Source organism: Candidatus Leptofilum sp., assembly GCF_965223285.1.
Lineage (GTDB): Bacteria > Chloroflexota > Anaerolineae > Promineifilales > Promineifilaceae > Leptofilum.
In genome coordinates, this window is sequence record NZ_OZ244997.1 from 4,322,141 (window position 1) to 4,343,647 (window position 21,507).

The 21,507-nt window shown below is 53.4% G+C and carries 19 protein-coding genes; 7 read left to right on the forward strand and 12 right to left on the reverse strand.

Annotated features, from left to right (window positions below; all coding sequences use genetic code 11):
* Positions 1–42 precede the first annotated feature (42 nt).
* Both ACOQPU_RS19445 and ACOQPU_RS19450 read right to left on the reverse strand, forming a co-directional pair.
* The gene (locus tag ACOQPU_RS19445; RefSeq protein WP_420641497.1) at positions 43–420 is read right to left on the reverse strand and encodes a VOC family protein; all 378 of its coding nucleotides are present in this window, start codon (positions 418–420) and stop codon (positions 43–45) included.
* Positions 421–458: 38 nt separating this feature from the next.
* Positions 459–3,176 (reverse strand): DNA translocase FtsK, encoded by a 2,718-nt coding sequence (locus ACOQPU_RS19450; protein ID WP_420641498.1) that lies wholly within the window; start codon positions 3,174–3,176, stop codon positions 459–461.
* 149 nt (positions 3,177–3,325) lie between these two features.
* Between ACOQPU_RS19450 and arcC the strand changes: the two genes are divergently transcribed.
* From arcC to ACOQPU_RS19485, 7 genes are all read left to right on the forward strand, one after another.
* Positions 3,326–4,273: a carbamate kinase gene (gene arcC / locus ACOQPU_RS19455; protein ID WP_420641499.1), complete on the forward strand. Its 948-nt coding sequence runs from the start codon at positions 3,326–3,328 to the stop codon at positions 4,271–4,273.
* A gap of 193 nt (positions 4,274–4,466) precedes the next feature.
* Positions 4,467–5,768, forward strand: coding sequence for an IS701 family transposase (locus ACOQPU_RS19460; protein ID WP_420640693.1), 1,302 nt, complete (start codon positions 4,467–4,469; stop codon positions 5,766–5,768).
* Positions 5,769–5,848: 80 nt separating this feature from the next.
* Entirely contained in the window at positions 5,849–7,039 is a 1,191-nt protein-coding gene (locus tag ACOQPU_RS19465) for a hypothetical protein (RefSeq protein WP_420641500.1), read from the forward strand.
* A 231-nt stretch (positions 7,040–7,270) separates the two neighbouring features.
* Positions 7,271–8,545 (forward strand): BMP family lipoprotein, encoded by a 1,275-nt coding sequence (locus ACOQPU_RS19470; RefSeq protein WP_420641501.1) that lies wholly within the window; start codon positions 7,271–7,273, stop codon positions 8,543–8,545.
* 84 nt (positions 8,546–8,629) lie between these two features.
* Complete coding sequence (locus tag ACOQPU_RS19475) at positions 8,630–10,135, forward strand: ABC transporter ATP-binding protein (RefSeq protein ID WP_420641502.1); 1,506 nt, start codon at positions 8,630–8,632, stop codon at positions 10,133–10,135.
* Positions 10,128–11,204, forward strand: a complete 1,077-nt coding sequence (locus tag ACOQPU_RS19480; protein ID WP_420641503.1) for an ABC transporter permease — start codon at positions 10,128–10,130, stop codon at positions 11,202–11,204. The genes ACOQPU_RS19475 and ACOQPU_RS19480 overlap by 8 nt, the downstream gene beginning before the upstream one ends.
* Positions 11,204–12,190, forward strand: coding sequence for an ABC transporter permease (locus ACOQPU_RS19485; RefSeq protein ID WP_420641504.1), 987 nt, complete (start codon positions 11,204–11,206; stop codon positions 12,188–12,190). Before ACOQPU_RS19480 ends, ACOQPU_RS19485 begins: the two co-directional genes overlap by 1 nt.
* A gap of 87 nt (positions 12,191–12,277) precedes the next feature.
* Here the strand turns inward: ACOQPU_RS19485 and ACOQPU_RS19490 are convergent, their stop codons facing one another.
* From ACOQPU_RS19490 to ACOQPU_RS19535, 10 genes are all read right to left on the reverse strand, one after another.
* A complete protein-coding gene (locus ACOQPU_RS19490; protein WP_420641505.1) occupies positions 12,278–13,030 on the reverse strand; it encodes an SDR family NAD(P)-dependent oxidoreductase in 753 nt (250 codons plus the stop codon).
* 87 nt (positions 13,031–13,117) lie between these two features.
* Positions 13,118–14,395 carry a histidinol dehydrogenase gene (hisD, locus tag ACOQPU_RS19495; protein WP_420641506.1) on the reverse strand — a complete coding sequence of 426 codons (1,278 nt, stop codon included), beginning with the start codon at positions 14,393–14,395 and terminating at the stop codon, positions 13,118–13,120.
* Between the two features lie 62 nt (positions 14,396–14,457).
* Entirely contained in the window at positions 14,458–15,219 is a 762-nt protein-coding gene (locus ACOQPU_RS19500) for an HpcH/HpaI aldolase family protein (RefSeq protein ID WP_420641507.1), read from the reverse strand.
* 207 nt (positions 15,220–15,426) lie between these two features.
* Entirely contained in the window at positions 15,427–16,347 is a 921-nt protein-coding gene (locus ACOQPU_RS19505) for an ester cyclase (protein ID WP_420641508.1), read from the reverse strand.
* A gap of 98 nt (positions 16,348–16,445) precedes the next feature.
* Entirely contained in the window at positions 16,446–16,679 is a 234-nt protein-coding gene (locus ACOQPU_RS19510) for a hypothetical protein (RefSeq protein ID WP_420641509.1), read from the reverse strand.
* Positions 16,667–17,674, reverse strand: a complete 1,008-nt coding sequence (locus tag ACOQPU_RS19515) for an ABC transporter substrate-binding protein (protein WP_420641510.1) — start codon at positions 17,672–17,674, stop codon at positions 16,667–16,669. Before ACOQPU_RS19515 ends, ACOQPU_RS19510 begins: the two co-directional genes overlap by 13 nt.
* Before the next feature lie 295 nt (positions 17,675–17,969).
* Complete coding sequence (locus ACOQPU_RS19520) at positions 17,970–18,974, reverse strand: nuclear transport factor 2 family protein (RefSeq protein WP_420641511.1); 1,005 nt, start codon at positions 18,972–18,974, stop codon at positions 17,970–17,972.
* Between the two features lie 85 nt (positions 18,975–19,059).
* Positions 19,060–19,572: an ester cyclase gene (locus ACOQPU_RS19525; RefSeq protein WP_420641512.1), complete on the reverse strand. Its 513-nt coding sequence runs from the start codon at positions 19,570–19,572 to the stop codon at positions 19,060–19,062.
* 101 nt (positions 19,573–19,673) lie between these two features.
* Complete coding sequence (locus ACOQPU_RS19530; RefSeq protein WP_420641513.1) at positions 19,674–20,219, reverse strand: hypothetical protein; 546 nt, start codon at positions 20,217–20,219, stop codon at positions 19,674–19,676.
* A gap of 228 nt (positions 20,220–20,447) precedes the next feature.
* On the reverse strand, positions 20,448–21,458 hold the full coding sequence (locus ACOQPU_RS19535; RefSeq protein WP_420641514.1) for a LacI family DNA-binding transcriptional regulator: 1,011 nt from the start codon (positions 21,456–21,458) through the stop codon (positions 20,448–20,450).
* Positions 21,459–21,507 lie beyond the last annotated feature (49 nt).

Genomic DNA, 21,507 nt, shown 5'->3' on the forward strand with positions numbered 1-21,507 from the left:
AGATTTCAGGGATTATTGTTCGGTATCCAATCTAGAGAGACATCATAATCGGTTGCTAATCTCGACGAGGTTGCCGTCTGGGTCTCGTAGGTAGATTGATAGCAGTTTCCCCGTCGCACCCTCACGTTGACCCGGCCCAGCGACAATGGCAATTCCTAAGTCTCGAAGCGTTTCAGCCACGTTTTGCACAGGTTCCTCGGTCAACACGCAAAAGTTGCCGCTGCCCGGAACCGTATTGCGCGCCATTTCGGGCGCGCTCTTGGCATCTTGTAGGCTGATTTTGTTCGCGCCAAAGTGCAGCGACCACTTTCCTGACCGCTCCTCCACAGCCTTCATGCCAAGGACGTCTTCATAAAATGCGATCGTTTGGTCAACATCAGCTACGCAGAGAACAATGTGATCAAGCCCGATTAGCTTCATGGGTTCCCTCAGGTTTGTACCGACACGGTCTAAAAACGTTAGCTTGTAGGATCATCTGGTGTGGTGGCAACGGCCGTATCTTCCCCATCATCATTCGCCTCTCCGGCAACGGGCATCACCTCGCGGGCTTTGCTGGTGCCCGTGGGTGGGCCGATGATGCCCATCTCCTCCATGGCGTCGATGAGGCGGGCGGCGCGGGTGTAGCCAATGCGAAAGCGGCGTTGCAGCAGCGAGGTAGAGGCTTTGTTTAGTTTGCGGACCATTTCGATTGCTTCCGGCATTAAGTCGTCGTCGATCTCTACCTTAGGCTGCTCATTTTCCATCTCTTGCAGTGCTTCCCACAGGGGCTGCTGTTTGGTTTCTTGTTTGGCCGGAGGGGGAGGATTGGGTCGCTCGGCTTCCGGTTTGGGTGGGGATTGGGCCGTTTTCTGGTTCACAATCGTCGGGGCATCGTCATCAACTGGCGTGGCATCTGCTTTGCCCATATTCACCACAGGCGCGTCGATGGTTTCCGGCTGGGGTGTGGGTGTAGCTTTTTTGGCTTCCGGTTTGGCTTGAGGTGGCGGCGTAGCCACAGGCTGCGAGGGAATCTCGACGGACTTTGGCTGCACGCTATCGGCGGTAGAAACCAGATTAAAGCGGCGGGCAGCTTGCCAATAGCCGATTAGCTTGTTCAGCTCCCCATCGCTGACAAAGCAGCCCTGGGAGCGCACCGGGGCGGCCGCGTCTGGGCTTTGGTAGAGCATGTCGCCCTGGCCGAGCAGTCGCTCCGCGCCTGTGGCGTCCAAAATGACGCGGCTGTCGGTGCTAGAGGCCACTGCAAAGGCGACGCGGGCTGGGAAGTTGGCTTTGATAAGACCCGTGACGACGTCTACAGACGGCCGTTGCGTGGCAATAACCATGTGCATTCCGGTGGCGCGAGCCAGCTGAGCCAGTCGGGTGACGCCCCGCTCCGTCTCCTCTGGCGAGAGCATCATCAAATCCGCCAGCTCATCCACAATGATGACGATGTATGGTAGCGGATCGATTTTTTTGTTGCGCTTGGTCTTTTTGTTGTAATCCACAATGTTGCGTGCGCCCACATCGGCAAACATTTTGTAGCGACTGTCCATCTCGCGCATCGCCCATTGCAGTACGCCAATTACCTTATCCATCTCCACCACGACGGGAGCGGCCAGGTGAGGAATGCCGTTGTAGCCGGTTAGCTCCACCCGCTTGGGATCGACCATCACCAACTTAAGTTGATCGGGTGTGTTGAGCAGCAGCAGACTAGCAATAATCGAATTGACGCAGACTGATTTACCGGAACCAGTAGCCCCAGCGATGAGCAGGTGGGGCATGGCGGCCAAATCAGCCACGATGGGTTGCCCCGCCACGTCTTGCCCCAGCCCGATGCGCAGCGGCGATTTGAGCTTGCCGAACGCCGTGGTTTCCATGACGTCCCGCAAAGAAACCAGTGCTTTGGCCGGATTTGGCACTTCGATGCCGACGTATCCCTTACCCGGTACGGGTGCTTGAATGCGGATGGATTGGGCGTGGAGTGCCAGCGTCAGGTCGTCGGCAAGGCCTGCAATTTTGCCCACTTTTACTTTGGTGCGCTTGCCGTTGCGCATGGTGATAAAGCTAGGCTCTACGCCAAACTGGGTGATGGTTGGCCCCTGGTTGATCTCGACCACGGTGGCGGGTGCACCAAAACTTTCCAACGTATGCTCGATGATTTCAACCTGCTCCCGAATCATCGCGCCGCTGGGGTCCTGGTCGGTGCCAGGTTCCAAAATGTCGTCAATGGCCGGGAGCTTCCAATTGTGCTGCTGGGAACGGCCGTTGCTCCTGCCCAAAAAGACAGGCGTCACTACGGTTGGCGTATCGGCTGGTTCCTCTACTTGTTTGCCGCGCTTCCTGCGGGTTGGCTTCTTCGGTTCTGTCTTGGGTTTCGGTGCTTCGGCGGCAGCTTCGGCTGCGGCTGGCGGGTCAGGGATGAGGCGTGGCTGGACGCTTTCAGACACCGGGGTACGCGGCTGGCGGCGTGGATTGATGGGAATGTCTCGGTCGGTGCGGCTGGTGGGGGTGGGGAGAGACGGCCGTTTGCTGAACAGCACCTGTAAAAAGCGGCCCATATCTTCCCGCGTGACGCCAGAAACCAGAATCGTTCCCAGTACGGCGATAACAGTTAAGATAAAGATAGCACCCAAGTTGCCAACGGCCGTTAGCAACAACATGGCAATAAGCGTACCAAAGGAGCCGCCGCCAGCTTCCGCAGCCGCAATATCGGCCGCAGTAAAGTAATTATTTTCCAGCAGCAGCAGTGCCAAAGAAGACAGACCGAGAAAAGCCAGATAAAGTAAGCCGCCCCCCACCAGGCGGTGAGCAGGCAAGGTGAGCGGCTGCTCCATGCCCCACATGATCAGATAGAAGCCGAGGCCACCGGTAATCAGCGGTAATACCACTTTGCCCCAACCAAAGGTGCGTCCCATCAGGCTTGCCAACGCCTGGGTTAGCTCCCCTTGTTGGGGAGAGAGCAGGCTCAGCACCATGATGACAGTGACCAAAAAAATGCCAAAACCGGCCACCAAAACCTTTTGGGCATTATTCAGGCTCAGAGAACGGCCGTTTTTGTTTCGACTGGTGGGTTTGCGCCGATTGGTCCTTTTCTTGCGCGGCGTCCGTTTGCCAGTTCCCCCACGTGTCGTACGGGATTTGGCTTGTGTTTTGCGTTTTGTGGACTTTCTCGACGTGGTTGTTTTCTTCTTGACCATAGCTCAGATGTTCCTATCGGTAGAAGCGCATTATAGCATGGATGCGATTTCACGTCAGCCGAGCATTTGTTGCAGTGCCTATACCTCTGCTGTATGATTTTCACCTTACACACTTTGCCTTTCCCACAGGCATACCTGGAGGTCCCACTATGTCCCGCACCGCCTTGGTCGCCATTGGCGGCAACTCACTTATTGTTGATAAAGATAATCCCGATCTGCCCCATCAATGGGATGCAGTACGCGAGACGTGCCGCCATTTGGCCGATATGATTGAAGACGGCTGGCGACTCATTGTGACGCATGGCAATGGCCCACAGGTTGGCTATATTTTGCGGCGCAATGAGCTATCGGCGCATGAGGTACACACAACCCCCCTGGACATCATCGTGGCCGATACCCAAGGCTCGATCGGCTACATGCTGCAACAGGCCTTGAGCAATGAACTGTTTAGTCGCAACTATGACGTGCCGGTTGTTTCTGTTGTGACACAGGTGATAGTTAATGAAGATGATCCGGCATTTCAATCGCCTAGCAAGCCAATTGGCGGCTTTATGACGGAAGCGCAGGCAAAGCTGTTTGAGGCGCAAGGTTGGCAGGTGGTCGAGGATGCCGGGCGCGGCTGGCGGCGCGTGGTGGCTTCGCCCAAGCCAATCCGTATTGTGGAAGAGCAGGCCATCCAGCAGCTGGTAGCAGCAGGCGGCGTTGTGATTGCCGTGGGCGGCGGCGGCATTCCGGTGGTGCAGAATCGCAAAGGGGAGCTGCGCGAAATTCAGGGGGTGATGGCGGTTATCGACAAGGATTGGGCCAGTGGTTTACTGGCGGCGCAGCTACAGGTGGATTTGCTGCTCATTTCTACCGGTGTGCCGCAGGTGGCTATCCATTTTAATACCCCACAGCAGGAAGATTTGGGTCAGGTTACGGCCGTTCAGCTCAAACAGTATTTAGACGAGGGCCATTTTGCACCCGGCAGCATGCGGCCTAAAATTGAGGCGGTGCTGGATTTTTTAGAGAAAGGTGGCAAGCAGGCACTCATTACCAGTCCAGACAATATTGGTAAAGCGATGCGCCACGAAACCGGCACCTGGATAAAAGGTTAGTTTTGGTGGTTCATAGCTACTTTTTGGCGACTAGTTTGACAATGTTAAATTAGGCTCGTGAGAGCCAATATCAGTAAAATTTGAAAATGGAAAAGAAAAAACTTCACGGTTAGCCCAGTGGGGGCTAAATGAAGCAGCTATCGATAAATTGGGTGAGCGGCTTGACCAGTATCATGAACGTTATCGTTATTGGATGAAAACCAAGACACGCGATACCAGTGAATATGGCTATCATTACCTGAGTGGCTTGTTACGAATGGAGAGCAACCGGCATATCAGCGGGATTGCCCGTGTAGCGGGAATCCCCGAACAAAATCTGCAACAATTCATCGCCGATTCACCTTGGGCCGGGAACGATTTGATCGCCGTCCTGCAACAAGATATCAGCAGTTTGCCCCACTACCAGCAAGGCAGTGTCCTCATTGCTGATGAAAGTGCAGAGGAGAAGGCCGGTGATGGCAGCGCCGGCAGCAGTCGGCAGCACAATGGTCGCCTGGGAAAAGTTGACATGAGTCAGGTGGGTGTGTTTTTGGCCTTGGCCAAAGATGGCTACCGCACCTGGATTGATGGCGAACTGTACTTGCCAGAAAAATGGTTCACCCCGGCCTATGCGCGGCGACGCAACAAGCTAGCCATCCCCGCTGACCGGGAATTTCAGACCAAGATCGAACTGGTACTGGTCATGGTCAAGCGGGTCCTGGCCAATGGCGTCGCCTTTGACGCCTTTGACTGCGACAGCTTGTATGGCCGCAGCCACTGGTTGCGGGCTGAATTAGACCAGCTGTCCATCCAATACTTTGCCGATATTCCCTGCAACTTGTCGCTTTATCTGGAGAAACCTCAGGTCATCCGGGAACCAAAGCGCAAGCATGTCCAAATTACTGTGTTAGGCAGTCAGACCACACCTGAACAACTGGCATCGGCGTTCTCATTCACCGCCATCACCCTTCGTCCACATGAACGGGGCCATCTCACTGCCCAATTTGCCCGGCAACGGGTGTGGACCGTCAGTGAAGAGGGAAGTTGCCGCCAGGAATGGCTGCTGATCCGCCGCGCCAACGGTAAAGTTACTTATTCACTGAGCAATGCCCCGGCTGATATTCCTCTGGAGACAATGGCCCGGCACAAGTCGCATCGCTACTTCATCGAACGGGCCCATCAGGACGCCAAATCGGAGTTGGGGTGGGATGAATTTCAGGCCCAGAAGTACCCTGCCTGGGTTCACCATCTCGCCTTGACCATCATGGCCAGTGCCTTCATCACCGAAACCTTGCTCGAGTGGACGGAGGCATATCCTCGTGACCCGGCTTTGTTGGCTGCCTACGAAACGGATACTTTGCCCAATTTATCGATTGTTAACGTTCGTACCTTGCTACGAGCCGCGTTGCCGTTGCCGCAGTTGTCGTCACGCCAGGCGGCTGAATTGGTTGTCAAACACTTGGATAATCGTACTCGCTCACGAAAGTCACGGCTTAGAAAGGCTCGTGGCCCGTGAATCTAACATTGTCAAACTAGCTACTAACCACTAGCCACTATATTCTTATGGGTTGTTTCCGAATTGATCTGAATAGTCCGTTGGAGCTGATATTCTATGGCTTGTCACTGCTGTATGCGTTCCAGGCTGCACAGCTTGCCCAGCGTATTTGGCGGGATTGGTCTGGTTTTCGGCAAACGCCGCTGACGCGGCAAAAAATGGCTTGGGTAGAGCAAGGGGCATTTTTGCTGGCGATCCCACCCTCTGTTTTTGTGCATGAACTGTTCCACGCGATTCCCATTTGGCTGTTTGGGGGGCGGGTTGTCAATTGTGGGTATGGTTTTTACTGGGGCTATGTGCAGCCGGATCGCTTTTTCCCGGTTGCTCAGGAATGGATCATTAGTTTGGGTGGCACGTTAGGCTCTTTGTTGTTTGCGGCCGTTTTGTTTGGGTTGCTTTACCGGAACCAGAGCCAATCCTTGCGCTACTTTGGTTATCGCTCGCTGCGCACCTTACTGTTTTACTCCCTGATTTACTATCCTCTCTTTACGGCTTTCACCTTCATTGGTGATTGGCGCACAATTTATGCTTTTGGTTCGACGCCATGGCTGAGTGGGGGAACGGCCGTTGCCCACCTTGCAACGCTTCTCCTGTTTTGGCAAGCTAACCAGCGCGGCTGGTTTGAGATGGTAGGCCACAAAAACCAGAGCGAAGCGGCCGCATTTGAGCAATTAGCGGCAGAATGGCGGCTCAATCCGCAAAATCCGACGACAACCCTCAATTATGTAGATGCGCTGCGGCGAGGGGGCGCACCCCAACAAGCCAAACGTGTGCTGACCCAGGCCATCGCCCAAAACCCTAATCTGGCAGAAGCATATTTACAACTGGCACTTATTCAATCATCTGGTAAACGAAATTTGCCGAAAACGGCCGTTAACAATCTGGATAAGGCAGTACAGCTTGGTCTGGAAGCCCCCCGCCAACGGGCTGTGGCTCACCAACTATTGAGTCAATATCATCTAGACGTTGGCCAGGGGCAGGTAGCGTTGCGGCATTTGGATGAAGCGATTGCCGCCATCACCACGCTGAACGCAGCCAATAGCGATCCGCTGCACAAGGCACAACTTTACCATTTGCGCAGTTTGGCACACCAGCGGCAGCGGCAGCATGAACGGGCGCGGCAAGATGCTGAGCAAGCCATCAGGCTAGCGGAAGCCACCGGGAACGAACAAGCGATTGCCCATTACCAGCGCGAACTCGAAATCGTAAAAAGACATCCAGATTTGCGCTGAACGATTGGTTTTTAGGTGAAAACATGATCAATATCACCCCATAGCAATGCTATGACGCACTAACCAGACGCGCCCATATTTGGTTACTCTTTACACTCGACCCATCTATCTTCAACTGGTAGGATTGTGCCGTAAACAATGCAGAAGCATAAGGAGGTGATCCCCAACCAAATAACCACAACCAAATAGACGAAACCTTACATTTGTAGATACATATTGAGGAGAGAGTAAATGATGAAAAAGAAAACCCTTTGGCTGTTTTTCCTGGCAATGATGGCTTTGGCACTTGTGTTAGCTGCCTGTGGTGGTGGCGAAACAGAAGATGCCGCCGATACGAGCAGTGATGACACAGATACGGCCGTTACCGACGACACATCAGCAGATGAAGACGGTGAAGAGGCGATGGATGAGGAACCATTTGTCTTTGGTCTCATCATGGTTGGTCCCAGAGAAGACCGGGGCTGGAACCAGGCGCATTGGGAAGCCGCCCAATACATCTTGGAAAACGTACCCAACTCTGAACTGGTATGGTTCGACAAACTCAACCCGGCGGATAACCCTGATCTGACCGTGGAACAGGTTACGGACGATTTAGTTGAACAAGGTGCCCAGCTCATCATCACCAATTCTGCTGAAATGGCAGATGGCACCAACAACGCTGCGCTGTCTCACCCAGATGTGTACTTCATTCACGCCTCTGGCGATGATGCTCTTACGGGCGATGCGCCTGATAACGTGAGCAACATCATGGGGCAGATGGAGTTTGGCAAGATGATTGCTGGCTGCGCCGCTGCTTTGTCCAGTGACAGTGGCAACATTGCCTATCTTGGGCCGCTGATCGACGCCGAAACCCGCCGCCTGGTCAATAGCACCTACTTGGGCGCACGCTACTGCTGGGAAAACTACAAAGATGGTAACCCAGACGACATCGTCTTCAATGTGACCTGGATTGGCTTCTGGTTCAATATCCCCGGCGTTACCCTGGACCCCACCCAGGTTGCCAACGACTTTGTAGACAACGGAGCTGAGGTAATCATTTCTGGTATCGACACAACCGAAGGTTTGGTAGTGGCTGGGCAGCGTGCTGACGCAGGCGACAACGTGGCAGCAATCCCCTACGACTATGAAGATGCCTGCGCCGAAGCAGAAGAAATCTGCCTGGGCGTGCCGTTCTTTAATTGGGGACCTTCTTATCTGGCCAAGGTGCAAAGCATCCAGGCTGGCAATTGGGAACAAACCTGGGAGTGGGTTGGCCCCGACTGGTCTGACCTGAACAATAAAGACACGAGCGCCATCGGTTGGGTCAACGGCCCCGCTTTGGGTGATAACCAGGCGAATCTCGATGCGTTCGTCGCTGGCTTGGCAGATGGCAGCATCAGCCTGTTTACCGGGCCGCTGAACTATCAGGACGGCTCTGCATACGTGGCTGACGGCGAAACCGCCACGGATGAGCAAATCTGGTACACTGAGCAACTGCTTGAAGGTATCATTGGCGCATCTGAATAACTAAAACCCGATAACTGAAACCTTATGTGGTTGGTATTGGCTCCCCACTTGGCCAATACCAGCCACTCCCCCGCGTGTATTCTTGTGAAAATTGAACTCAAACAGATTCATAAACGATTTGGTCCGGTTCACGCTAACAATGACGTGACGTTAACGGTGGCAGGCGGCACCATTCACGGGCTGCTGGGGGAAAACGGTGCGGGCAAAAGTACGCTCATGAAGGTGCTGTCTGGCTTTATTAGTGCCGACAGTGGTGAGATTATGTTAAACGGCCGTTCCGTGACCTTCAACTCTCCCGCAGACGCCATTCAAAACGGCGTGGGTATGCTGCACCAAGACCCGCTCGACTTTCCCCCTATGCGCCTGCTAGATAACTTCATTGCCGGTAGAGATGGTGGCCTGCGCCAAAATCGCACCGCTGCTGAAGCAGAGTTCCGTAAGCTGTGCCAACAGTTCGACTTTGATCTCGACCCCGACGCCTTTGTTTTTGACATCACCGTTGGTGAGCGGCAGCAGCTAGAAATTGTGCGGCTGCTGTGGCTGGGCGTGCAGGGACTCATCCTCGATGAACCCACCACGGGCATCTCCGCGCCGCAAAAGGTGAAGCTGTTTGCCACGCTCAAACAGCTAGCCGCCCAGGGCAAAAGCATCATTTTTGTCTCGCACAAGCTGGAAGATGTGGAAGAGCTTTGCTCTGAAGCAACCGTATTGCGGCAAGGCGCGGTGACTGGGCGAATGCCTGCCCCATTTGAGACAGATGGCCTCATTGAGATGATGTTTGGCCAGGTGTTTGAAGTGGGCGAACGGCCGTCTGTGCCATTAGGTTCGCCACTGTTGCAAATTTCTGATCTCACCATCAGCGATGAGCGGCTGGATATGGCGCACGTCGATTTGGAGATTGCCGCCGGGGAGGTTATTGGCATTGCCGGGCTGGAAGGCTCCGGGCAGCGGCTGTTGATGCAAGCCTGCGCCGGACTGTTGCCGACCACACACGGCCGTATCGCCATTGACGGCCGTCCGCTAACCAACGCTGGCTACACGCGCTATACCGATGCAGGCGTGGCTTTTATGCCCGCCAACCGCATGGATGAAGGGCTGGTTCCCGGCTTGACCATTGCCGAACATATGATTTTGGCCCAGCGACAGGTGCAAAAGAAAGCAGGGCTTCCCACCAAATCCACCATCGACTTTGAAATTGCCCAGCAGCAGGCAGAAACCAACATCGCCGAATTTAACATCAAGGGTCGCCCGGACAGCACTGTGGAATCGCTTTCTGGTGGAAACCAGCAGCGCACCTTGCTAGCCTTGCTGCCGCCCAAGCTGCGTTTGCTCATCATGGAGCATCCCACGCGCGGGCTGGACGTAGAATCGGCGCTGTACATTTGGGGCAAGCTGCTGGCACGACGCGAGGAAGGCACGGCCATCATGTACTCGTCGGCCGATTTGGATGAGATTTTGCAGTACAGCGACCGCATTGTGATCTGTTTTGGGGGGCAGGTAACGGCCGTTGTGCCTACTGCCACTACTTCTGTCACCGCGCTTGGCTACCTGATTGCCGGGCGAACCGTAAATGAGCAACCAAATGAATGAACAAACCCAATCTCCCGCTCAGCGCATTTTACAAGCTCTTGCCCCGGTGCTGATTGCCCTGCTATTTACGGCCGTCATCATCATTGCTGTGGGGCAGTCGCCCATCGACGTATTCAACACTTTTGTCTCCGGCGCATTTGGCAGCAGCAGCAAAATCGCCGACACCTTTGTTATTTGGGTCTCTTTGGCCATCGTTTCAGCCGGGCTGCTGGTAACTTTCCGCGCTGGGCAGTGGAACATCGGCGTGGAGGGACAGGTGGTGATGGGTGCCATTGGCGCAGTTGGCATGTCGCGCCTGCTGTTGGAGTCGCCCGCCATTCTTGCCATTCCGCTAATGCTCATCGGTGGCGTAATTTTGGGGGCTGTCTGGGGCATCCTGGTGGGGTTGCTCAAAATACACGGCGGCGTCAACGAAATTTTTGGCGGATTGGCGACCAATTTCGTCGCCAGTGGCCTGACGATCTATTTGGTCGCTGGCCCGTGGAAACCAGAAGGGAGCAGTTCGGTCAGCACCAGTGAACTGCTGCCGCGCACGCTGTGGCTGCCTACGCTTGAAGGTTTGCGGGTCAGCGTCTATTCCATAATTCTGGCAATATTAGTGGTTATCGCTATCTACCTTGCCTTGCGCGGCACCATCTGGGGCTTACAGCTTAAAGCTGTTGGCCGCAATTTGCGCGGCGCGGCGATGCTGGGCGTGCCGACCAACCGTATTTTGATGAGTGCCTATATCGTCTGTGGTCTGTGCGCCGGGCTGGTAGGGGGCTTGCTCGTCACCGGGGTGCGGCATCAGCTTGTCACCAATATCTCTTCCGGCTATGGGTTCTTGGGCATCTTGATTGTGCTGCTTACCGGCTTTCGCGGGGCGTTGATTGCCCCGATTGCCTTCTTTTTTGCCGTGCTGGGGATTGGGTCTGTGCCGCTCCAGCTACGGCTAGGATTGGATTCGGCGTTAGGTGGAGTTTTGCAAGGTGTCATTGTGCTGTCGTTTGAGTTGGTACAAGGGTGGCGACAGCGGGTACAGGAGAGGCGCGGTCTGGAAACGGCCGTTGCTACGGAGGGGGGTGACTAATGTTAGAAGCACTATTAGCCATCTTCTCTGTAACCACTATTAGCTCTGTCCTTTCCGCCTCGGCACCCCTCATCTTTGCTAGCCTGGGCGAAACGCTAAACGAACGTGTTGGGGTCATTAACCTTTCTGTTGAAGGCACCATGATGCTGGGGGCGATGGTTGGTTTTGCCGCCGCCCAAACCAGCGACAGCGTGATTGTGGGTTTTCTGGCGGCAATGGTTGTGGGCGCACTCATGGCCGCCATTGTGGCCTTTGGCAGTATCACCCTCAAGCGGGATCAGGTCGCCATCGGCTTTGTCCTCACGCTGATGGGCATTGAACTGAGCTCCTTTTTGGGCGCACCCTTTGTGCGTCAGCCGGGGCCCCGCATCGGCCCACTGCCGATCCCCGGCTTGGTGGATATTCCCGTCATTGGCCCCCTGCTGTTTGACCACGACATTATCACTTACCTCAGCTTTGCCCTGATTATTGGCATGTGGCTTTGGTTCTACAAAACACAGCCGGGGCTCAAATTGCGCGGCACGGGCGAGCGGCCAGAAGCTGCCTTTGCGCGGGGTGTCAACGTCATCAAGATGCGTTATTTGTATACCTTGGCCGGTGGCGCACTCATCGGCTTTTCGGGCGCGGCTTTTTCGCTGCATGTTAAATTGGGCTGGGCGCATCGCCACACCGAAGGCTTTGGCTGGATTGCCCTGGCAATTGTCATTTTTGGCGGCTGGCATCCGCTGCGGGTGGCGTTTGGTGCTTATCTATTTGGGCTGCTCCGGGCGGCAGCAACAACGCTGCAACCTGTATTCCCGGCCGTGCCAGTGCAGGTTTTCCCGCTACTTCCCTTCCCTCTGATGATCTTAACGCTCATCATTTTCAACAGCAGCGCGTTGGATCGCGTATTAAGCTACTTGCCGCTCCGCTTACGCCGCAGCCTCGCGGGTTTCTTGCGCAGCCATCCCCCTGCTGGCTTGGGCGCACATTTCGAGCAAGAATAACTATTTGCCTTCAAGTAGCAGTAGCAACTTTGGTGGTCCACGCCTCACCAGCCACTGCGGATAAGTTATGTGCAAAGGCAAGGCTGCCTATAGCAACGGCCGTCCGCCATCTACAGGCACAATATTCCCTGTCATAAAGGTAAGATTTGTGGCCACTGCCCAAACCGTTTCTGCCACATCTTCTGGCGTTGCCAAACGGTTGAGCGGGGTCATATCAATTTGTTGCTGAAGATAAGCCTTATCCATTCGTTTGGCATATTCACCCATCACCCAGCCGGGAGCCACTGATACCATGCGGATTTTTGGGGCCAAAGCCCGCGCCAGCGAGCGCGTCATCGAGTCAATGGCTGCTTTTGAAGCGCAGTAAGCCACATTGCTACCAACGCCAGTTGTTCCCGCAATTGAAGATATGTTGACGACCGTTCCTCCATCATTTGTTAGCAAAAGCTCTTTGAAGGCGCGCACGCAGGCAAAAGAGCCACGCCAATTCGTTTGAAAGATGCGATCAATCCATTCATCCGTTAGACCATCCAGATCATCGTGTACAACTGGGGTCGTGATGCCTGCATTGTTAACGAGTAAATCCACGCCGCCATACTTTTCTTGTAGCTGATTTGCCAGATGTTTTAACTCTTCATGGCTGGTTATAGAGGCATTAGAGACAAAATGGTTCTCACCCGGCAGGCTGCTAGCCAGAACTTGCGCCTTCTCTTTAGCCAAATCTACAATGACAAGCGTCGCTCCTTCCGAGGCCAGGCGACGACAAATTGCCGAACCAATACCACCAGCCCCTCCGGTAACAATGGCTACGTAGTTGCTTAATGATATGTCAGACATCATACCCTCCAGCGTTTAAACAAAACTGCGCGCCCATATTTTGCTGACTAACAATATGCATGTACGCGCAGTTTTGGAAACTGTTGCCAATTATGCTCCGTATCTTTCTACACGTAAATCGGCTTGTGCTTTATGCGCCCAGAAGCGTTCGATGGCGCAGAGGCGAGAACAGTAATCACCAATTAGCGCACTGGCTTCATCGGTAACAACCCGCTGGTAAGTTACCGTTTTGATGAACTTACCTACCCACAGGCCGCCAGTGTACCGCGCTGCCAGCTTGGTGGGCAAGGTGTGATTGGTGCCAATCACCTTGTCGCCATAGGCTACGTTGGTTCGTGGGCCGATAAACAAAGCCCCGTAGTTGGTCATATTTTCCAGATAAAAATCATCATTGTCCGTCATGATTTGCACATGCTCACTAGCTACTTTATCTGCTTCTACGCAGGCTTCTTCATGGCTGTCTACCAGAATGATTTGCCCATAATCACGCCAGGATACACTGGCGATGTCGGCCGTTTCCAACGTTTCTAGCTGACGGCCGATTTCAATTTCAGTTTCACGAGCCAGCTTCTCGCTTGTGGTAATAAGGACGGCGGGGGAGGTGGGGCCGTGCTCGGCCTGGCCTAGTAAGTCGGTGGCTACCATTTCAGCATCAACGGTTTCATCGGCCACAACCAGAACTTCAGTGGGGCCAGCCAGCAGGTCGATGCCCACCTTGCCAAACAACTGCCGCTTGGCTTCGGCGACGTAAGCATTACCGGGACCAACCAGCATATCTACCGGTTCCATTGTTTCGGTGCCAAGTGCCATGCGGGCAATGGCTTGAACGCCGCCAATGATGTGGATTTCATCTGCGCCACCAAAGTGCATTGCCGTAATGGTTTCGGCTGGAAGTTCGCCATTGATGGGGGGGGTACAGGCAATAATGCGCTTGACGCCGGCTACTTTAGCGGTGAGGACGCTCATATGTGCAGAAGCTACCATTGGATAGCGGCCACCGGGAACGTAGCAGCCTACGCTGTTAACGGGCAGGTTTTTGTGCCCCAAAATGACGCCTGGCAATGTTTCTACCTCAATATCTTTCAGGGCGTCTTTTTGATGTTGGGCAAAGTTACGGATTTGCTCCTGGGCAAATTTGAGGTCTTCAATGGTCTGGGGGTCAACGGAGGCAACGATTTCCTCAATCTGTGCCTCGCTCAGCTTAAAGCTGGGCGGATCCCAATTGTCAAATTTAATAGAGAGTTCGCGAACGGCCGTATCTCCGCGTTGACGAATATCTTCTAAAATCCCGGCGACAACCTGCTGTACTTTCACATCCGCCTCGTGGGCAGCTTCGGCACTAATGCCGTGTTTCAATATTTTTGCCATCTTCATTTCTCCATTTTTGGTAAGCAGTGGGCAGTGCTAAGGCTCTGCCTACAACTCACGATTTACTGACTTTTCATCTCTTGAATAATTTCCTGTGTTGCTGCGTTCAGCAGGCGAGAATCGGCCGAGACGGTGATGAATTGATAGCCAAGCTGCTGCATTTGCTGTCCACGGGCCGCTGTCGGTACCCAAATGCCTGCAATACGGCCGTTTGCCCGGGTCACTTCGGCAATTTGGGCCAAGGCGGCAGCCAGCGTGGGGTCACTCATATCCATACCCATTTGCCCTGTAAGCGACAAACCTAAATCGCCAGGCCCGACAAAAATGCCGTCCAGTCCAGGCGTGGCCAAAATCTCGCTGAGATTATTTAATGCTTCTTGGGTTTCAATCATGGCCAGGGTGAGCAGAGTCTCGTTGGCGTGTTGGGCATAGTCTGCTCCTGCATAGACGCGAGCACGGGTCGGGCCTAGGCTGCGGTAGCCCATTGGCGGATAGCGACAGGCACCCACAAAGGCTTCGGCTTCGGCACGGGTATTGATCATTGGGCAGATGATGCCGTAGGCCCCAGCATCCAGCAGGCGCATGATTTGGGCGGGGTCGTTCCAGGTGCTACGGGCCAGAGGTACGGTGTCGGTTGTGGCAATGGCTTGCAGCATGGTGACGGCCGTTTCGTAATCAGTTAGACCATGCTGTAAATCAATTGTCACGCTGTCCCAGCCTGCATGGGCCATTACTTCAGCCGACCAGGAACTAGGGATATGCAGCCAGCCGTTTACGGCCGTTTTCCCTTCGGCCAAAAGCACCCGCAGTCGATTTGGTCGCATCTAACCCTCCTATTTTACTTCAACTTAAACAGCTAAATGTGTACGTTTGAATACGTATTCATACTCTAATTCAGAGTAAGTAATTTGTCAATGATTTTGCTGGATTATCTGGCGGTGCTTTTGGGTTTACTATTGCGCATTTTGTATTGCGTAGCCAGAAGGATGACGGAATACGAAATACATTGTTGGCAATAACAGCATCAGATTCTAGAATTTGATGGTGAGGGGCTCGACGCCAAGCTGCCGCAAGAGGTCAACATGGTCAATCATCGCCCAGTTTTCGGCCAGTTTGCCATTTTCAATACGCCAAAAACCTGAATAACGAATGGCTACCTGTTTGCCCGTGGCGGGAATGTTGAACCAACGGCCCAGATGCGTCCCGGTCACGATGCCTGTAGCTGCCACCCACTGATCGTCAGCCAACTCAATTTGAATGCCGTGCTTTTCGTCATGGCTGCCTAGATCAGGGAAGGCGGTATAGATTGGGTGAACGGCCGTATCCCTAAACGCAGCAAGCCCAAGAATATCGCCAAACCCCGGCGGACCGTGCCAGATCATGCCCTCTGTCCAGTAATTATCCTGGCCGTTTAGATCATGGGCATTCAAAACGTCGATTATGCTATGTACCAGATCGATGTTCTGTTGGGCTTGGGCTGGTGCGGGGTCGGCTTCGGTCATGTAGATTTTCTTGAAATCCACTGCTTGCGGTTCAGCTTCGCTGTCGGCCAGCTGCAACATTACCCCCAGATTGTCAACCATCACCCAATTTTCGGCCAGCTTGCCGTTTTCAACCCGCCAAAAATCCGAATAACGCATGACGATGGGCTTACCGGTGGGGGGAACGCCCAGCCAATCATCCTGCGGCGTTCCGGTTAAAATGCCAGTTGCCGCCAGCCAATTGCCGCTGGCAATCTGAATTTCATCCCGAACGTAATAATCAGGAAAGGTGGCATAAAATGGTTTAAGCACCTCGTTCTTAAAGCCATCCACGCCGTGAATGTCGCCAAAGCCGGGCGGACCGCGCCAGATCATGTCCTCCGTCCAATATTTGTGGTGGGCGTCAAGGTCTTGAGCGTTTAGGGCTTCGTACATGCGTTGAATTAAATTTAGGTTTTCTTTAGTTGACATCAACTACCCCTTTGAAATAAAAAGCGGAACACAAAGAAGCACGGAGAAAAAGAGAGAAATCTACGAAATCTTTGTAATCTGCGGATTTTCAATAATGATTAGCCTTTGACGGAACCGGCTGATAGACCTTTGACAAGCTGTTTTTGGAAGATCAGGACGACGATGACGAGGGGCAGGGCGGCGGAAACGGCCGCAGCCGACTGCAGTGGTAAGGAACCAGCCACGCTAATGCCGGGTAGGAACTGCCGCATCGCCACAGCCAGCGTCCAGTTAGATTGGGTGAGAATGCTGACCAGCAAGAATTCGTGGTAAACCAGCACTAAGGTAAACAATGAGGTGCTGGAGCAAACTTGATCTCATCAACAAAATCTGACTGTTCAGGGTCGAACATGCTCAATGTGTTTGAAGCCCAGATATGCACCATGGCTTGCGCCCCGGTGTTGATAGCAATTTCGGCGGCTTCATAGCCAAGTGCTAGGCCTTCTGGCCCCATGCAGGCATCAACAACTTCTTTCATTTGGGTTAGAGCAGCCACGCCTTCTGGGCTGTTGAAGGCCACGGTATTGTCCTCATTGAGGAAATCGCCACCGTGTGCTCGCAGGAAGTGGAAGAATTCCAGTTCCCAAGCCCAGCCAGCGGATAAGTCTTGGGTGAATACCAGATCGATGCTGGGTTCATCGGCCATAACTTCGCAAATATTGATAACGTCATCATACGTAGCGGGGGGCTCCAGGCCGTATTGCTCAAATAAATCGGAGCGGTAAGCGAGGTGCAGGGTGTTGCCCACGGCCGGAATACCATAGATTTGCCCATCAATTGTGCCGCCGGCCCAGGCAGTTTCGGAGATGTCGTCGAGGTCATACTCATCCCGATATTTGTCGATTAGGTCATTAAGGGGCAGCAGCCAGCCAGGCGGGCCGAATTCGGTAATGCCAGTGTTGGCAATGTGCAAAATGTCGTAGGGGGATTCGCCGCCAGTAGACATGGCGAGACGGAAGGCTTCTTTTACGGCCGTAAAGTCTTGGAACTGCACATCAACCTCAATATTTTCCACTTCGCCACATTTCTCCATTTCTGCGGCGTAAAACTCCATGATGTCAAAGGGCCAGCCAAAGTAGTTGATCGTCACTGGTTCGGCGGGAGGTTCAATGTTACAGGCGGCGGGGTCTACGGCTGCGGTTTCGTCAGCGGCCGTATCTTCCGTTGTGGTCGTGTCGGCGGTTGAAGAATCAGAATCTGAGGCTGTTTCCGTTTCAGCACCGCCACAGGCTACAATGGCAACGCTTACCAAAAGCAAAAGTAAAAATCTAAAATAGTTGTGTTTCATCTGGTGTTTCTCCTCTTGAAATGAATTAGTTACCGGAATTCAGGCAATTCTCAGTTGTCACCTCCTTTGCCACAGGGCCAACGGAATCATTAGCCACCGCCTACCAGATGAGTTACCATTTTGCAGGTTGTAGGCGGTACGGCCGTTTACACCATTATTTTGGGTCATGTGTCAGCTTGCCGGCAGGTACATGACCCAATTTGTTAAGAATCAATCCAAAAATTTGCACAGAGTTCACAGAGATTATTGAGGTTGAGCTTTCCTCAGGTTTCTCTTTTTTCTCTGTGGCTAGATTTTAAGAACGACGGTTGAGCTCCTTCATGCGGCCCAGCACATCCAGGCCTTGCATCCGCAAAAAATGGAGCAGATCGATAAAAATCCAATTTTCAGCCAGCTTGTCCCCATCGCGGCGGTAAATATCCACCACGCGCATTTCTGCCCGTACATCAGAGGCGGGCATCCCCATAAAGCCGCCACTCGCTTTCATTGATAAATTTGCCCAACCGAAAAAGCCGCCATACTTGCCCTCCGTCATGTAACAGATATGACCGTGAAATTTAATGTCGGTCAATCCTTCATAAAATGGGCCCTGGTGCTGTGCTTCGTACCGCTCCAACGTGTAGGTGGCCCCGATCCCTGCTGGGCCAAACCAAATCATGTCGTCGTGCCAGGTGCTGGCTAACTCTTCCTGGTCAGAATGGAGATCGGCCGTGGTTAGATCATCAACCATTTGGCTAATCAAGTTGCGGGTTTTTAGGGTCTCGGACGGGTCCTGTGGGTCGAATAAGAGGCCATCATGGGTACGTGGACCGGGGGTGATGAAGAAAGCGCCCGTTTGTGGCGGTAGCGGGTTGAGCCCAGCCTGGTAGATGACGCTAATCACGTCACAAAAGAGAGCCGTTTCGCTGATTTTGCCATCGGTGACGCGATTAAATTCTACATAGCGCAAAAAGGCCATCTTGCCCGTGGCAGGAATGTCCAGCCAATCCTGGTCAAACAGCCCCATCAAATGTCCCATCGAGCAAACCCATTCAGTTTGTTCACCATCTTCCTGGTTGAGGCCAGCCATAAAAACATCTTGCCGCCGCTGGATGGGGGCAAAGGCTTGGCGGAATGGCTGCCAAAAGATGTTGGCAACGGCCGTTGCGCCCTGCTGTTCATAAAAAGGGTGCATTCCGCGCCAGTGATAGTTGTCTGTGGTGTAGGCGGCCAGCACTTTGTGAATACCGTCGCCTGTAGCCTTGTCTAGCTTATCGTAGAAGTTCAATATGAGTGATTTACTGGTTTGAAAGTCTGTCATTTTCTGCCTTTGGGTTGAACTAGAGATTGGAGACTGGAGATTAGAGATTGGTCAATCTCCAGTCTCTAATCTCCAATCTCCTTTTTTAGTCTCGATAAATCTGCTGCATCACGGCGAATTCATTAAACAGCGTCCACTCTTCATGGATTTTGCCGTCTATAATGCGGTGCTGGCTGATGCCCCACATATTGATGGGTCGCCCGGTGGGTGCGCCGTAAATGCCATTGCCACGGTGCGTCCCGCTGATGCGCCAGCGCACGGCCGTTAAATAACCATCGTCATCATTGCCCATCCAGTAAATATCTTCAATTTGCAGAGCCAGCTCGGGAAACATTGCCATCATGGAGAGAATGTAGGCTTGGAACTGCCCACGGCCGTAATAGGTGCGATTGGTGGAACCGTGAAAGCGCATTTGGGGAATGTAGGCATCCCGCACCGCGCCCAACATGCGCCGATTCCAAATGTTTTGATAGGTGACTTGAATAAAATCTTCGACATCGAAACGGCCGTCTCCATAAGCACGATAGACCGGTTTTCCCTGCCCGGGCAGCCGCTCCGGTTCGCCAAAGCTGGGATCGCCCAGGCTGTCCCAATCCACCAGGTTGCCAAATTCGCGGGCTTTTTCACGCAGGTCAAAACCGAGCTGTTGGATCAGGCTGGCGGTGTCATAAATGACCCACTCTTCAAAGATTTCATTGGCTAGAATAACGCAGTTAGCCAGGCACCAGGTACGAACTTGGCGTCCTGTGGGCGGCCATAATTGCTGTAGCCTGTGTTATGCCCGCCAATAATCAAACGGTGCGAGGTGTGAAAGCCAACTTCATCATCCCCCGCCCAAATGACCTCATCGGCAAAGAGGCGGATGTCGGGGAAGGCATTGATGGTGTGAACAGTATTGGCGACAATTTTGTCACGGCCGTATTGCAAGCCGTAATCATCATACACTTTGGAACTATGGCTGTAAGTGTCGTAAATGTAGCCAATGTCCTTTTCTTCCCAGATGCGATGGGTGATCCGCACAATGTAATCAATGATGTCAACATAGGTCTCTTCAAAGCCGCGTAGCGACTGGCGGCGTTCTGTACCGGGATTTAGCAACTGCTGGTCTGTGCCGCCCTTGGTGCCCAGCGAGATAGTAAAATCGGCAGGCATCACGCGGGGCTCGGCCAACGGCCGCATAAGATGAGGCTCGCTATTGCTGGCAGCGGCCGTTTTTGCGCTGGAAGCTGCTGCTTTCTTAGCCATTTTGTTTCACTCCTTAATATTGCGGATTGCATAACGTGGCAGAGCCACAATCCAGATTTCACGCAAAGTCGCCAAGAAAAAGAAAACTTTGCGTCTTTGTGCCTTTGCGTGATCAAACTTTTTACGCTTTCGGCGCATATTTTGCGCTTGTACGGTGTAAAAGGCGCGATTAATACGGAATACGCAATAAAAAAATATGGCGAAAACTTCGTGACAGTAACCAACTGCCTACTCCATTGCTCCAACCGTTGACTGCCGAACGACTAATTTGACAGGCAAGGAGAGGCGGGTTAGGGGGGCATTTCGATCTGCAAGTTGCTGTAACAAGCCCGTCATGGCTTGTCGGCCCACTTCGGCTAATGGGGGGTGGATGGTGGTTAAAGGGGGCTTCGTAACCTGGGTTTCCCTCAGGTTGTCTGATCCCATAATGGCAATGTCATCTGGCACGCGCAACCCGGCAGCGGTGGTGGCCTGTAGACACTCGATGGCCAGGGGATCGTGGATGGTGAGAACGGCCGTTGGCGGTTCAGGCAGGGCAAGTAATGTTTGCATTACCTGGTAGCCATCACCCGGATTTGTGCCAGCAGAAACCATCAAAGAGGCATCTACCTCAAAGTTTGCCTCATGCAGCGTTTGCTTATAGCTGGCAACCCGGCCGTCGTGGAGCTGCTCCAAGGCGGCTTGCCCCATATAGGCAATTCGCGTGTGCCCCAGTTCAATGAGGTGGTGCAAAGCCATCACGGTTGCACTGTGATGATCTGACGAAACAAAGGCAACATCCGGCTGCTCAAATTGGCGATTCAGCACAACAAATGGAATTTGGCTCTGCTGCAAGAGGCTGATTGATTCATCGAGATATGCGCCACCCATTAAGAGCAGGCCATCTACTTCGCGGGTTTGGCAAATGCGGCTTAACTTTTGGATTTGATTGCCCGTGAGAGGGTAGAGCAAAACGTTGTAGCCAGCCTTTTCGGCCGCGCTGACCGCGCCATTGATGATGCGGGAGGCGTATTCACCAATATCGGCACTGGCGTAGCCGTACAAAAAGCCGATGCGATCCGTTTTGCGGCGGCGCAGGTCGCGGGCGGCGGCACTGGGATAGTAGCCAAGTTCAGCCGCCGCCGCAAAAACACGCTGGCGCGTCTTTTCGGCGACATCGTCATAGCCATTCAGGGCGCGGGACACCGTGGAGATGGACAGATCAAGATATTTGGCAATATCCCAAATTGTAACGACCATATTTTTGACTCATTTTCCTATAAAAGCCGATTGCGTCGTCTAATAGTTT